The organism is Pseudomonas sp. TMW 2.1634 (assembly GCF_001703595.1).
In the GTDB taxonomy this organism is placed as follows: Bacteria; Pseudomonadota; Gammaproteobacteria; order Pseudomonadales; family Pseudomonadaceae; genus Aquipseudomonas; species Aquipseudomonas fragi.
In genome coordinates this window covers 3,892,026-3,905,488 of record NZ_CP016849.1, presented here as the reverse complement: position 1 = coordinate 3,905,488, position 13,463 = coordinate 3,892,026, and the positions used below count along the sequence as shown (strand labels likewise).

The 13,463-nt window shown below is 54.2% G+C and carries 10 protein-coding genes; all 10 read right to left on the bottom strand.

Translation table 11 applies throughout. The features are described 5' to 3' along the window. Window positions 1–111: 111 nt before the first annotated feature. The 10 genes from BFC21_RS27425 to recF all read right to left on the bottom strand — a co-directional run bounded on the left by BFC21_RS27425 (window position 112) and on the right by recF (window position 13,457). Complete coding sequence (locus BFC21_RS27425; RefSeq protein ID WP_153443019.1) at window positions 112–981, bottom strand: hypothetical protein; 870 nt, start codon at window positions 979–981, stop codon at window positions 112–114. A gap of 2 nt (window positions 982–983) precedes the next feature. Beyond that, on the bottom strand, window positions 984–1,667 hold the full coding sequence (locus BFC21_RS18395; protein WP_126404318.1) for a transcriptional regulator: 684 nt from the start codon (window positions 1,665–1,667) through the stop codon (window positions 984–986). Next, the gene (locus BFC21_RS18390; protein ID WP_010951432.1) at window positions 1,664–2,506 is read right to left on the bottom strand and encodes a TIGR04255 family protein; all 843 of its coding nucleotides are present in this window, start codon (window positions 2,504–2,506) and stop codon (window positions 1,664–1,666) included. The genes BFC21_RS18395 and BFC21_RS18390 overlap by 4 nt, the downstream gene beginning before the upstream one ends. Before the next feature lie 646 nt (window positions 2,507–3,152). Then, a complete protein-coding gene (locus BFC21_RS18380) occupies window positions 3,153–3,512 on the bottom strand; it encodes a histone-like nucleoid-structuring protein, MvaT/MvaU family (RefSeq protein ID WP_010951431.1) in 360 nt (119 codons plus the stop codon). Between the two features lie 56 nt (window positions 3,513–3,568). Then, window positions 3,569–5,485 carry a TniQ family protein gene (locus BFC21_RS18375; RefSeq protein WP_010951430.1) on the bottom strand — a complete coding sequence of 639 codons (1,917 nt, stop codon included), beginning with the start codon at window positions 5,483–5,485 and terminating at the stop codon, window positions 3,569–3,571. Between the two features lie 75 nt (window positions 5,486–5,560). Next, window positions 5,561–6,520, bottom strand: a complete 960-nt coding sequence (locus BFC21_RS18370; RefSeq protein ID WP_010951429.1) for a TniB family NTP-binding protein — start codon at window positions 6,518–6,520, stop codon at window positions 5,561–5,563. Further along, the gene (locus BFC21_RS18365) at window positions 6,517–8,475 is read right to left on the bottom strand and encodes a DDE-type integrase/transposase/recombinase (protein ID WP_011953078.1); all 1,959 of its coding nucleotides are present in this window, start codon (window positions 8,473–8,475) and stop codon (window positions 6,517–6,519) included. The genes BFC21_RS18370 and BFC21_RS18365 overlap by 4 nt, the downstream gene beginning before the upstream one ends. Further along, on the bottom strand, window positions 8,456–9,094 hold the full coding sequence (locus tag BFC21_RS18360; RefSeq protein WP_011953077.1) for a TnsA endonuclease N-terminal domain-containing protein: 639 nt from the start codon (window positions 9,092–9,094) through the stop codon (window positions 8,456–8,458). The genes BFC21_RS18365 and BFC21_RS18360 overlap by 20 nt, the downstream gene beginning before the upstream one ends. An 836-nt stretch (window positions 9,095–9,930) precedes the next feature. After that, entirely contained in the window at window positions 9,931–12,348 is a 2,418-nt protein-coding gene (gyrB, locus tag BFC21_RS18355) for a DNA topoisomerase (ATP-hydrolyzing) subunit B (RefSeq protein ID WP_016782862.1), read from the bottom strand. A 5-nt stretch (window positions 12,349–12,353) separates the two neighbouring features. Beyond that, window positions 12,354–13,457 (bottom strand): DNA replication/repair protein RecF, encoded by a 1,104-nt coding sequence (gene recF / locus BFC21_RS18350; RefSeq protein WP_016782863.1) that lies wholly within the window; start codon window positions 13,455–13,457, stop codon window positions 12,354–12,356. Window positions 13,458–13,463 lie beyond the last annotated feature (6 nt).

Below are 13,463 nucleotides of genomic sequence, written 5' to 3'. Positions count from 1 at the left end.
GGCTATTCTTGGAGCGACAGTGACACCGGCTCCGGAGAAAATCAATTGGTTTGTAGAGCAGCCGGTCAGCTAAGGTCAAACCCAGATCCTAAAGGGGAGGCCGATAGCAGCTCAGTCAGCATCATCGGCACCTTCTTCATCTTCATCGGTATCCCCAACACTGAGCCAGTCGTGAAGGTTGTACCGCACGAAGTCTTCCGCATCGAGCATGGTAAAGTCTTGTAGCACCGTGACGTCTGCTCCACCGAAGTACAGCCCATCGTTGAGATTTCTGGCCACCCCGAGCACTTCATTCAGCTGGTCGTGCAGCTCATTTGCGCGCCTGGCGTGCTCTCGTTTGGTCAAAAACCGGAACACCACCTCGTAGGGCTCAGCCGGGTCGCGAATCTCGCCCTTGGGGTTGAAGGAAACCCAAGCACTAGCGAAAAATTGGTTGTTCTGATGGAGGAAATCGTCGACAAGCACGGCGATGCCCTTCATGCCGTCGTCACCTTGGTCTGCCTTCAGGCGGTTGACCAACTCGTCCGGCATCGCAATACGGTTGTAATGGTGGGACATCCAGTATGAGAAATACTGACCGTTTTCTTCGCTCAGCGTGATTACCGGATTTCGGTGGAGCGTCGGAAGCACGGCTCTCTTGGTCCACACACGCTTGTGAATCTTGAGCTCCATAACCTGCTTTTCCGCGTGCTGCAGGTGCAGCGTACGTGGATTGAGGGCGTGCAGCTGCTTATCGAAGGCCTTTTTCTTTACCTTAACGGCAATCCACTCTATCCACGGCGCATCACAAAGGTTGCGTGCATGCACCGTGCAGGAATGGGAGGCCAACATCCAATAAGCTGGAGCCACCCCCTCGAATTGGCCTTTCAGGACCTCCTCGGATATGTGTTCAATCAAGGCGTCACCTGAGACGGTATCTCCTTGCAGCCAACCAGCAGCGCTAATGGCACTTACGATCTCTTGCTCAGGTGTATCAGCCATAATCAAACCAAATTCGAACCGCCCGATTTTTCTAACCTGGCGATGGTTTTGAGGTCCCTATCACGTAGCTGCTGCGCCTTGCCAGCCAACTCCGCAACCATTCCGTACACACCTTTAGCGCCATTTCGATTCCACGCTTCATCCGAAAGCGCATCCTGAATCAGGCGGCCATCGGCGGTTGGATAGAAAAGCACCCGATGCAGATACTGCGCTTCTTCGGCGTTAACTTGGCGCAACGCCTCAGTTAAAGCCGCAAGCCTCTCGGGAAAACCAGTGGCGGTTTTTCCAGTCCGCCAATTGTACACGGTCTGACGAGACACGTTGAAGATCTGCGCGATGGAGCTATCTGACAACTTGAAGTCGCTCCTAAGCTCCTCGATTAAGGCCGGCGCTACGTCTTCGGTAACATTGGCATCCTGGCTGGTGTCCACCTCGGTCCAGGCACCAGCATGCACGCCATGAAAGCTCATGCCTGCTGAGCCGATAAGTTGTGGATAGGGCAGGGAGGCAGTCCCAGGAGCGACTACTACCGAAACGGCCAGCATCGCTGTGAAAGCAATCGCCAATACAGGGTTTGCTGTCGTGCTACCTACACGCGGAGCAATTTCAGGGTTTTCCCAAGTAGAAGATCTGCTTACAGCAGCCCCGGTAGGATCAATCCATTGCCCATTCATTGCTGTAGTCATTTCGCCTTCCCCCAAACCTCAAAGGCATGATCTTTCGCGACTGTCCTAAAAGCAAAGTTAGCAGTCTTATGCAAACCGTCGAGTCTCGTGCAGATCTCCTCGGTTCCCAGTCGTTCGGCTAACTGCAGCGGCCAATGCGCATCCGTATCGAGAAGAGCACCATTTTCGCTAACAGGCACAAATGCACCTTGCAGAGGAGCACCATGCTTGGATGAATTCCTCGATTGCTTAGCAATTTCGAAAACCATGGCCGGCTCGACCAAATCTTCCGGTATCCACATACCAGTCTGCCGCCAGCATCTGATGTGCAGATACTCCGGATCTAGATGGTAGGTGGTAGTAGAGATTCCAAGCTGCTCCTTGGGGACTTTCCCATGCGCCGCTAGCTCATCGCATTTAAGTGGGAGCATGGCTTCCGGAAGGTAGTCGGCTAGGGTCTCACCTTCAGCTGGTTCAATTTTATCGACGTACCGCATCCCGATAGCGGTGATATCCAATGCACCTGCTTGCCCTACCAGCGCCTCAATGCACTCACGGAAAAGCGCTAAGTGGTTATCAAAATGAAGATAATTTGTGCTTTGCAGGATCATGTGATCCATGGCCAGCACGCACGCGTAGTCAGCATCCCGATTAAGGAACGCCCAAGAATTCGGTTCTCCGCTGTGCATCACTCCAGGCGGCACGCCCTTGACCATCTGGAAGAAGCCCGGGAGGCTCTGACGGATCGTGTGCTGAATGTCTGGGATCAGCTTTGGCAGCTTAAGAATCGGTGCAAATCTGATTACGCTCAACGCATAGATAAGCGGCGCCCTTGCTAAGACCCCTTCGCGTTCTGACATGTTAACTCCTCCACCGCTCCCCAACGAGGGACCGGATTCTACATCATTTGACAAATCCTTTGACAAGAACTGTATAGCAGGGCCTTTCGATTTGACAAGCGGTCCCCGTGAGGAATGGAGTGCAGAAAACGCCTCCATCAGGAGCTTACTCGTCATTCCAGAAAAGCCTCTACAGACACCATCGCTAAGCCTCTGAGGAAGCACGAATTTTTAATCAGAGCTCTTCCTAGCAGTGAGAAGAAACTCAACGAATCGTCACCAGATAGCTCAATCCAGGGGAACGCTTGCTCTGATGGGGTGGTTCAGAAACGTGCTGTCTGGTCCAGATTTCTCATCTACGAAGAGCACGAAGAGCTCTTGGATCCAGAGTTTGAGGCCGTGATTGGCTGAATGGAGAGGTCGGAAAGAGGAGGGGTGATCCAGTGAAGCACAAGCGCAGTCAGGAGGCTTGCGATGGTGTTCACTGAGATTGAGACGAGAGCATTCCGCATTTTGGAGAGTCCATTTTTTGAAGTGGACCTCTATTTAATGCGCATAAACTGTGTGTCACCACCACCCGCAGAAAATTTCGTCACGCCCCAGAATGGGAATTTGCATTCGGGGCGCACCACGATTCATCTCGTGCCAGAAGCCGCCTGCAGTGCAATCAATTGGCGAGCCAAGACTCGACTACCTCAGCGCCATACTCGTTTTTCCAGGCCTTAAGCGTACGCTGATTACCACCCTTGGTCTCAACAACCTCTCCGCTGTGTGGATTCTTGTAGACCTTCACTTCGCGTGGTTTCCGAGAGGTTTTTGGGGCCATATCAGTGGAAGCCACCGCTTGCGGATCGAGGATCAGCACCACTTGGCGCAGGCCGTAGCCATACTCGTTGAGCAAACTGCGCAGCTTCGTTTCAAATTCCATTTCCTGCTTCAGGGCAGAGTCATTTTTCAGCGCTTCCAGCTCCGCCAGTTGGGCTGCGAGCTGTTGTTCGAGCAGGCGGAATTCAGCGAGACGGGACATAAGATTCTCCAAAATGGGTTCGATGATTTTAGCAATCAAGAAAGAAAGCGTGCTAACTATCTTGATCCCACATGCCTGAATCGGCAATCACGAGGCTGAGCGATCGGTGTGGATAAAAACGTGATGGCTTCAGGATCGTCGATCTGGGCGGCTTCACTTGCGAGGTAATCGATCAGCTTTTTGCTTCTTACCCAAACGTACTGCCGGCAAGCCGCGTTTGGAATGGATGGCCCCGCAACGGGGCGAAACCTGGCCTCCCAAAGGTGCTTGAACGCCTCCCTGGTCGACTTCCCCAAATACACCGCAATCTCCGGTCCCAAGATATAGCCACGCCTGAATCTGTCGATGGCTTGAGGCTTAACCATCAATTGCGTACGCCGGCCTCGTTCGACAGCAGTGCTCCATAGCAGACCCAGTCGAACGAACGCGTATGCGCATTGTTCTTTGACGCCTAACAGCGCAGCAGCCTTGACTACCGACAGGCCGGGAAAGACCGGACTCTTGTTCTCAGCTCGGGCTTGTTGCCACGCTGCAAAATCTTGCGGCTTGAGTAACCACGCCCCTACCGCAACCGAGCCATTCTCAGCTGGGCCGTAAGCGCGAAGTTCACCTGCACGTATTGCCTGAACCAACTCGACCAACCCACCCCCCTTGGGCAGAGAATGCTTGGCCAAGTAGTTGATCGACACCAGGCTCTGGTCAGAGCTGGTAGGCAGCTTCTCATCAATCAATTCGTTGATCGAGCGGCAGTCAATCAGCCACCTTTCGCCTGGGCGCGGTTCTCCACCAAAGAACTGGAGGGTACCACCAGCTAGCAGCTGCCTAACCCGATTGCGACAGAGGCTTAGCAAAGTCGAGGTTTCTTTCATATCAGCCACGCCCTGGAGATGCTGCGAGATTGCCTTCAAATGATCCAGGTCCACGACCGTAAAGACTCGATCTTCATGGACCTTCTCCCGATAGGCGATTTGTCCCTCCTGATGAAGGCGTTTTATGACTGATACCCCGAGACCACAAGCTTCAGCAGCAGAATCGAACGACACCCAACGATGTCTCTCAATCGTCTCCTCACTCAAATTGCGATTTCGCTTCGCTAACGGTGCTTCCCACGCATGCTGCAGAAATGATTCGAACTCTCGACGAAGAAAGTCAAAACAAGAGTCATCCAGATCACGGTGGATGTCGTGGTATATCGGGCCGAACGATCTGCTGAGCGTCCAATGTTCGTTATCGGAATGGACTGCCTTGAGGCCACTCAGCAGTTCTCTGAATGCGAGAGGCCAGTTCATGAGAACCACGCCCGCCGCGTTTGCCATAAGCCGCGATATCTCTAGCGAACCCGAATCAGCAACCTTCAGCGGCTGGGTTCTTTCCGTAGGCAAACTTCTGACAGCGAGACGCGATGACAACTCGTGAAACTGTTCGTAGGTGAGGGCCGCCAATCCCGCGTCAGCTGGCAACGAGTCGGCGTAAAACCTATCTTCAAAGCCAGAGGTGAGCCAGGCGGCCGTATCACTCGCCGGCGCGATCTCAAAATTGGTCCCACTCAATGAGGTGCCACACGCTTGGCAACTATTCGCACTCATTGCGCTTGGATCGGTTTCCTTCAGACAGTTGGGGCACCGCCCGTGGAGTTCAGTGCCGTGGACAGAACACGTCGTAACCAGGGTCAAGCCCCAGCTTTCTCTCCAATAACCGGCTTCGCCCAAACAGATCGGACAGTAACGAGCGTGATGAGTCGTCCATAACTTGACCCCCTTGGGCCTTGGATCACGAAACTCAGCAGATACCGCAGGCCAGCTCAGTGGTCCTTCCATCATCTGCAGCCAGTCCGCAACATCGGTCTCGTCGGCTCGTGCAAAGGCGGTGAGCAGTTCCTTTCTGGGTAATCCGTTGGCTTTCGCCAGGCGCTGCAGGTACCCCAAAAGACTTTCGTCTTGGTGTGGTCGTGGGTTGATTAAAAGACCAAACATTCCTACACATCCATGAAATCGAAGACATAAAAATCAGGGGAGTAGAGCCGGGCCGATAAGCCCGGCCCTTGGCCGTCAGGTACTGCTCTCTTCGAACGTCTCAAACGGCTCCCGCTTCCCGAACAGAGGCTGGAAATTGAAGCTCGCACTGAAGGGGTTTCGATCCTCGGTGGCGTAGCTCCAAACCTCGTCTTCAAAAGCCTGGGCCAGCACAGGAAGTTCAATCCCGACAAGGTCCTGGACTTGAACCAGCCAAACAGCCCTGTCCACAATCTTGATGAGGTAGTCGATCAATCCATAGGAAGCCAGGTAGAAGCGTTTAATCATCGCTGGCTCTACAAAACTGATGGTTTGAACAGGCAGTTCGCCCTCGATTGCCTGCAACAACATCACGAAATGAAGAGACGTATTAGCGGAGAAGGTGAAGCGATCGTATGCCACCGTGGCCGAAAACCTGCGTCGCAGTTGCTCGTTTGCTAGCAGGAGATTTTCGGTGCGCTTCAGCCCAATCAGAACAAACGCGATACTGGTTTCATTCATCAGACTCTTGATCCAGTCTGCTGCCTCATACGCACCATTACGACGATAATCGACCAGGTGCTGCGCCTCATCGAGGACCAACATCTCCACGCCAAGGTTCTTCAGCAGCAGGACTACTCGCGCAAATTTAACCTCTGCCGAATGTCCTCGTGCCTCTGCGAAGGGATCCTTCAGCTCTGCCAAAATGGCTGCTGCCAGGTTCTTTTTGGTTGGAGACGAAGGCATCTCGACGAACAGAACTGTCCGCTTCTGTGGGTCATGGCTCTCCAATTCCTCCAATGACCGAATGTACTCCTTGACCAATGTGCTCTTGCCCACTCCGCTTGGACCTTGGATCAGCAACCCTTTACTTGCTCTGGTACGCCGACTATCGCCGTGGATATCGCCTAGTCGCGTCAACGCTCGCTCGACTTGAGGGCTGTGAATAAAACGATCGCGGAGCGTAAAGCTGTATTCACCATGCTCGTAGCATTCGTACAGATTGATGGCGTTCATGGCTTAGAACTCCCAGCAGGGCGACGAACCGAGACCTTGAAGGCTGCTGGCGGAATGTTAGGAATAGAGTCACCGGTCCATTCCACTTCAGCGAGTACCTTGGGTGGAGGCGTGCTTTCGGTCACTCGACCCTCCTTGTCGATTTTCGCTATGGCAGCTGCGCGTCGTTTTCTGAGCGTCTGCGAACGGCGGGCCTCGTCTGCATCTTCCATAATTTCCTGGTAGCACCTGTGCGTAGCCTCGAAGCTAGGCTGCTCATTATATTTTTCTCGCAGCGCTTTCTCGGCAGCCTTCCACACCTCCCTGCTCTTACCGGCCATTCGCTCATCTTTGGCGGGCACTTTGAAGAACAAGTTTCTGAAGCGGTCGTGAACCCAAACGTGCCCGGCTTCGTCTCGATAGCGGACGTTTACCTTTTCTCCGTCTGCCAAACGCATACGGAGCTCAGCAAGTTCCGTAGAGTGGTAGCCCACTTTGGCAACCTCGATGCCGTAATGGTGAACCTTCACCGAGGCCCGCTTGGCCAGAATGCACTCCAACGAGTCCAGGTCGACGGGAAGGCTGATGACATGGTTCGCCTCGCTAGTCCCCCAGACTTGAGCCGGTGTTCTGTTGTCCAGCCCCCGATGAGGAGTCTGGTGGTAACCATCGACGATCCATTTCACTACCACCGCCTCCAATTGAGGGAGCGTGAAACATGCATTCTTCTCCGAGTCGTAATCGCCACGCTGCTGGATATTCGAGAAGGTGGTACCCGGGAGGTTGTGGATAAGCCCCAGGTTCTGTGTGCTGAAAAAGCGTTCGACGGCACCTTTCCTTTGAGGGGCCCTTGAAGCGGGATACATGATCTCGATACCCAACTCGTTGAATCCCATGATGAGATCGCCCGCGTGAAATTCCGCTGCGTTGTCTGGGACTATTCGAGCCGGCAGCCCACGTGCCCACCATTCATTTCTCACTTTCGGAAAGCGCTTCAGCAATTCGGCTTTTGGACGGATTGAGCGTTCGATCACACGAAGCACGGTTTCCGTATTTGGCGCCGACAGGTGGAGCAAATATCCCATCACCATTCGAGAGAAGCGGTCGAGGACGATCGTCAGATAGGGGCGCCCAATGCACAGCCCCGAGGTTTCATCCACAAGCTGGACGTCCAACAAGGTGTGATCAATTTCCCAACGTTCCAAAATCTCATGGACACGTAGGACACCCGCCGCAACACGGTGCTTCTTGTCTGCTGCGTGTTTTCCGAGCCTCTCCTTATCCACAAGGTACGGATCCAGCTTGGCGATGTACCTTCGGACAGTCATTCCGCTTGGGATCTTGAGCTGATCCGAAGGCAAACGACTTTTGTTCCTCTCTTTTATCTGATCCTCGAATTCTGAAACGACCACGCTGACCGCTGGAATCGTATCCTGCAGGTAGGTTTTATTAATCACCCCTTCAAGAATAACTTCGAGCTCTCCCTGTATCGCGGCAGCCCGACCCTTTTTGGCATGCTGAGGGATAAGCTTTACTACGTTCTGGCCAATGTATTTGGCTGCCCAACGTCGAATAGTGGAAACCGAGGGTGCGCACGCATCCCCAATCTTTTTGGCGATATCTCTAAGCTTCTTGATCATGTCTTCGTCACCCGGTAGCTTGTATTTACCGCGCTTAGTTAGGTCGTCCAGATACTTGCGTCGACGCAATGCCTCATCTCCATGTTTTTTGGGGAAGCATGAAATATCTGGAGGGACGTTCCGCACATACGGAACCCTCCCAAGGTATGGCTGATCAGCGGAGATCTCGATCTCGCGCTTCTCGTAGGCCTCATAGAACTCCTTCTCGGATAGCTTCGTGGGCTCACCAAGCTCATCGAAAAAGAGCAGCTTCCGGTCAATAAGCCTCTTCTCAAGCACCATCAGTACGCCACGAACGATGACGACCAATTTCACCCTAAGGGAAAAGGTTTGCATGACGGTGCCCCCCTTGCAGGAAGACCGGGGAGTCAGTGTCAATTGACCTATCAAGGTCAATGCCCACCACCCCAAGGCCTAACAAGCGCCAGGCTTTCCCCTCACCAACCACGTAGAGCAGATCTGCAACGGTCATAGGCGGCCATTCGTTGAAGGTCGCCATTACCTCCTCCAACGCCTGATGCGAAAGCTCTGGACCGCGCCGGTGATACATCAGCCTTCTAAGATTGGTAGCCAGGGGTTCAGCTTCAATTAACTTTTCAGTGATCACCGAAAAGTTACGGGCAGTGGCGTTGAAGTAGCGCTCAGCGGCATCCAGTCGCTGCCTGACGCTGGCAATCTTCAGTCGGTCGTGAGGCTTCACTTCAAACCACCACTCGCGCCCATCCGCGAGGAAAACCTGTACGTCTGGGTAATATTTGAAGTAGCCCTGGAGCGATGGAACACGTTCCTCACTGGGCTGCGGGACGTAGCCGATGACCGCAGGAGACAGCTCAAGAAGCCGAAAAAGAGCGCCTTCGAGCTGGGACTCCCAGGGCACAGGCTTTTTATTTTTGAGCGATGGGAAGTAGCCGCGGTAATGGTTGGACCGCCGCGTGACCACCTTTCGTACTGTCATGAAACACCTCCGAAAATCTCGAAACGAGCGCCGACGCTGCGCCAAAAAATCAAGGCGCAGGGCGGGCGAAGTGAGGCCTTTCGACAGGCAACACTGTGCCGTCGAGTAACCTCGCTAAGGTCGAAAAAATGGGAGAGGATTGACAGTCGCTTCGAAAAAGCAGACATTGCGGGTTCTGAGGACGCAAGTCTGCTTCGCTAAGCGCGGTCAGTCCTCTCGGGATTGATCGCGTTTTTCTACATTTTCAGGTCTCCTTTTCTCTCATTGGTCATGACTCTCATGACTGATCAGAATCTAAAGCAATCGGCTTGCTCTCTTTATTTCTAAACGGCCACTTCGTGATCGCTGGAGCAATTTGGATCAGGTCTGAAGCTCTCGCTTCAAACAGCTGATTTGGCTGAAAATCTTCAGTGCAAAGCGGAAAAGTTGGTCATAGATCTTATTCCAACATCCCTTCGAAATCTACAAAAAATCCAAAATGGCAACTTCCACCAAATTCCATTTCCATACTAAATTGTTCAAATTAATACTTAACACGTACGCTTAATTAACTATTAAGGTGTTCAAATATTAGTTTTAAAGTCCTCTCAATCTCTCTGCTGCTCAGATCCGCCCGCCGACCCTCTCAGCACTTCCAGCGCCCCATCAAATCACTTCCTCAAATCCCCCCATCTGCATCATTTTCCAATGAGCGGAGTAGGGCGCCCCGGCAGGAATTCCAGGCAAAAAAAAGCCCGCGAAGGCGGGCTTGATGGTGACCGACAGGGGCCATGGTTGAAGCCCGGCCGGTCATCTATTTGTGAAAGCGTGCAGCTTTTCTGTGAACCTACACTGGATCAGAAGTCCAGGTTGGACACTGCCAGTGCGTTGCTCTCGATGAATTCACGACGTGGTTCTACAGCGTCGCCCATCAAGGTGTTGAAGATCTGATCGGCGCCGATCGCGTCTTCGATGGTAACTTTCAGCATGCGACGCACGCTTGGGTCCATCGTGGTTTCCCAGAGCTGATCCGGGTTCATTTCACCCAGACCTTTGTAGCGCTGGATGGTGTGACGCTTGGTGCTTTCAGCCATCAACCAGTCCAGGGCTTCCTTGAACTCGGTCACTTGCTTGCGACGTTCGCCACGCTGGATGTACGCGCCTTCGTCCAGCAGGGTGCTCAGTTGAGCGCCCAGGGTCACAACGGTTTTGTAGTCGTTGCTGCCGAAGAAATCGCGGTTGAAGGTGATAAAGGTCGAGTGGCCGTGGGAGATCAGTTCCACCTCAGGCAACCAGACATTACGCTCACGGTCTTCACGCAGGCTGGCTTTGTAAACCAGACCCGATTTTTCAACCAGACGCAGACGCTCTTCAAACTTGGCCATCCAGTCCTGCATGGCCGCGTGGTCGCCCAACTGCTCCAGGCTAACGGCTGGCAGGTAGATGAAGTGCTCGGTCAGCTCCTGTGGGTACAGGCGCGACAAACGCTTGAGGGTCTTCATCACCATGCGGAAGTCGTACACCAGACGCTCCAGCGCCTCACCGGAGATGCCTGGGGCGTCTTCGTTCAGGTGCAGGCTGGCATCTTCAAGAGCCGACTGGGTCATGTACTCTTCCATGGCCTCGTCGTCTTTGATGTACTGCTCTTGCTTGCCCTTTTTAACTTTGTACAACGGCGGCTGAGCGATGTAGATGTAGCCACGCTCGATCAGCTCCGGCAACTGACGGAAGAAGAAGGTCAGCAGCAGGGTACGGATGTGCGAACCGTCGACGTCAGCATCGGTCATGATGATGATGTTGTGATAGCGCAGCTTGTCGATGTTGTACTCTTCGCGGCCGATGCCGCAGCCCAGCGCAGTGATCAAGGTGCCAACTTCTTGCGAAGAGATCATCTTGTCGAATCGAGCTTTCTCGACGTTGAGGATTTTACCTTTCAACGGCAGGATGGCCTGGGTGCGACGGTTGCGTCCCTGCTTGGCGGAGCCGCCAGCAGAGTCACCTTCCACCAGGTACAGTTCGGACAATGCCGGGTCTTTTTCCTGGCAGTCGGCCAGCTTGCCCGGCAAGCCTGCGATATCCAATGCGCCTTTACGACGGGTCATCTCACGGGCTTTACGCGCCGCTTCACGAGCGCGGGCAGCGTCGATCATCTTGCCGACGATCAGCTTGGCTTCGTTCGGGTGTTCCAGCAGGAAGTCGGAGAAGAACTTGCCCATTTCCTGTTCAACAGCGGTCTTCACTTCGGAAGACACCAGCTTGTCTTTGGTCTGGGAGCTGAACTTCGGATCCGGTACTTTCACCGAGATGATTGCAGTCAGGCCTTCACGCGCGTCATCACCAGTGGTGGCAACCTTGTGCTTTTTGGCCAGGCCTTCAGCTTCGATATACGTGTTGAGGTTACGCGTCAGGGCTGAGCGGAAGCCCACCAGGTGCGTACCACCATCGCGCTGTGGAATGTTATTGGTGAAGCACAACAAGTTCTCGTTGAAGCTGTCGTTCCACTGCAGGGCGATTTCTACACCGATGCCGTCTTCACGCTGAACATTGAAGTGGAACACCTGGTTAACAGGGTTCTTGTTGGTGTTCAGGTAATCAACGAATGCACGCAGGCCGCCTTCGTACTTGAACAGCTCTTCCTTGCCGCTGCGCTCGTCCTTGAGGACGATACCTACACCGGAGTTGAGGAAGGACAGTTCACGAATCCGCTTGGCCAGGATGTCCCAGCTGAAGTGGATGTTCTTGAAGGTTTCAGCCGAAGGCTTGAAGTGGATCTGCGTACCCGTGGTTTCGCTTTCACCCACAATAGCCATAGGCGCCTGAGGAACACCGTGGACGTAGGTCTGTTCCCAGATCTTGCCGCTGCGACGTACCGTCAGGACCAGCAGTTCGGACAAGGCGTTTACCACCGAAACACCTACACCGTGCAAGCCGCCGGATACTTTGTAGGAGTTGTCATCGAACTTACCGCCGGCGTGCAGCACGGTCATGATGACCTCGGCTGCAGATACGCCTTCTTCTTTATGCACGTCCACCGGAATACCGCGGCCGTTGTCGCGCACGGTGATGGACTCGTCCGGGTGGATCGTGATGGTGATGTCGTCGCAATGGCCAGCCAGCGCTTCGTCGATGGAGTTGTCGACTACTTCGAACACCATATGGTGCAGACCGCTGCCATCGTCAGTATCACCAATGTACATACCGGGACGTTTGCGTACGGCATCAAGGCCTTTCAGCACTTTAATGCTCGTTGAGTCGTACGTGTTTTCTTCGCTCAATGCCTTCACTCCCGATGGTCGTGGGTCTGGGTGATACAGCCCTGTTCCACGTGGAACAGGGCAACTGGCGTTTCCGTCTGCCAGCCTTCCCTCAATAATTCGTGGTCTACACAGGTAATGAATACCTGGCAGCGTAAGTCTTCCAACAAGCGACACAGTGCATTGCGATGCTGCTCGTCCAGCTCGGACGGCAAGTCATCCACCAGATAAATACATTGGCCTCGCCGGGCCTGGCTGACCAAGTGCCCTTGGGCAATGCGCAGCGCGCAGACCACCAACTTCTGCTGCCCCCGCGACAAGATATCGGCGGCGTTGTTTGCACCCAGCTTAAGCCGCAAATCAGCACGTTGTGGCCCTGCCTGGGTATGACCCATTTGCTGGTCCCGGTGGACAGACGCGGCGAGTACAGCACTCAGCTCACGGTCTTTGTCCCAACCACGGTAATAGCTCAGCGTTAACCCTTCGAGATCAAGCAACTCGCTCAGGGTCTGCTCAAAGACTGGTTTCAAGGCTTTGATATAGGCGCGGCGGTATTCATCAATTTCAGCACTGGCCAGGCACAGTTCCCGGTCCCAGGCCGCTTGCGAAACGGCGTCAAGTGTACCATGCCGCAGCCATGAGTTCCGCTGCCGCAGGGCCTTCTGTAGCCGCTGCCAGGTCGACATGAACCGCGGCTCGACATGAAACACGCCCCAGTCGAGAAACTGCCTGCGGATCTTGGGGGCCCCTTCAAGGAGACGGAAGCTGTCCGGGTTGATCAATTGCAGCGGCAGGATCTCGGCCAGTTGCGCAGCACTGCGCGCATTCTGGCCGTCGATACGGATCTGGAACTCCCCCTGGCGATCCCGCGAGATCCCCAGCGCACTGTGCCCGCCTTCAGCCAGTTCGACCTGACCAAACACTGTACAGCTCTGCTGCTCGTGCTGAATCACGGGGTTGAGCCGCACACTGCGAAACGAACGCGCCAGCCCCAGTAGATGGACAGCTTCCAGCACGCTGGTTTTTCCGCTGCCGTTGGCGCCGTACAGGATATTGATGCGGGGGGAAGGGGAGAAGGTCACCGGGTGCAGGTTACGCACCCCGGTGACTGTGACACGGCTGAGGGACATCTAGCG

What these genes read in the sequence shown, in the direction of transcription:
- BFC21_RS27425 (WP_153443019.1), bottom strand. Translation starts at nt 981, where the DNA reads ATGGCTGATACACCTGAGCAAGAGATCGTAAGTGCCATTAGCGCTGCT.
- BFC21_RS18375 (WP_010951430.1), bottom strand. Translation starts at nt 5,485, where the DNA reads ATGTTTGGTCTTTTAATCAACCCACGACCACACCAAGACGAAAGTCTT.
- BFC21_RS18380 (WP_010951431.1), bottom strand. Translation starts at nt 3,512, where the DNA reads ATGTCCCGTCTCGCTGAATTCCGCCTGCTCGAACAACAGCTCGCAGCC.
- BFC21_RS18360 (WP_011953077.1), bottom strand. Translation starts at nt 9,094, where the DNA reads ATGACAGTACGAAAGGTGGTCACGCGGCGGTCCAACCATTACCGCGGC.
- BFC21_RS18370 (WP_010951429.1), bottom strand. Translation starts at nt 6,520, where the DNA reads ATGAACGCCATCAATCTGTACGAATGCTACGAGCATGGTGAATACAGC.
- BFC21_RS18390 (WP_010951432.1), bottom strand. Translation starts at nt 2,506, where the DNA reads ATGTCAGAACGCGAAGGGGTCTTAGCAAGGGCGCCGCTTATCTATGCG.
- BFC21_RS18395 (WP_126404318.1), bottom strand. Translation starts at nt 1,667, where the DNA reads ATGACTACAGCAATGAATGGGCAATGGATTGATCCTACCGGGGCTGCT.
- BFC21_RS18365 (WP_011953078.1), bottom strand. Translation starts at nt 8,475, where the DNA reads ATGCAAACCTTTTCCCTTAGGGTGAAATTGGTCGTCATCGTTCGTGGC.
- recF (WP_016782863.1), bottom strand. Translation starts at nt 13,457, where the DNA reads ATGTCCCTCAGCCGTGTCACAGTCACCGGGGTGCGTAACCTGCACCCG.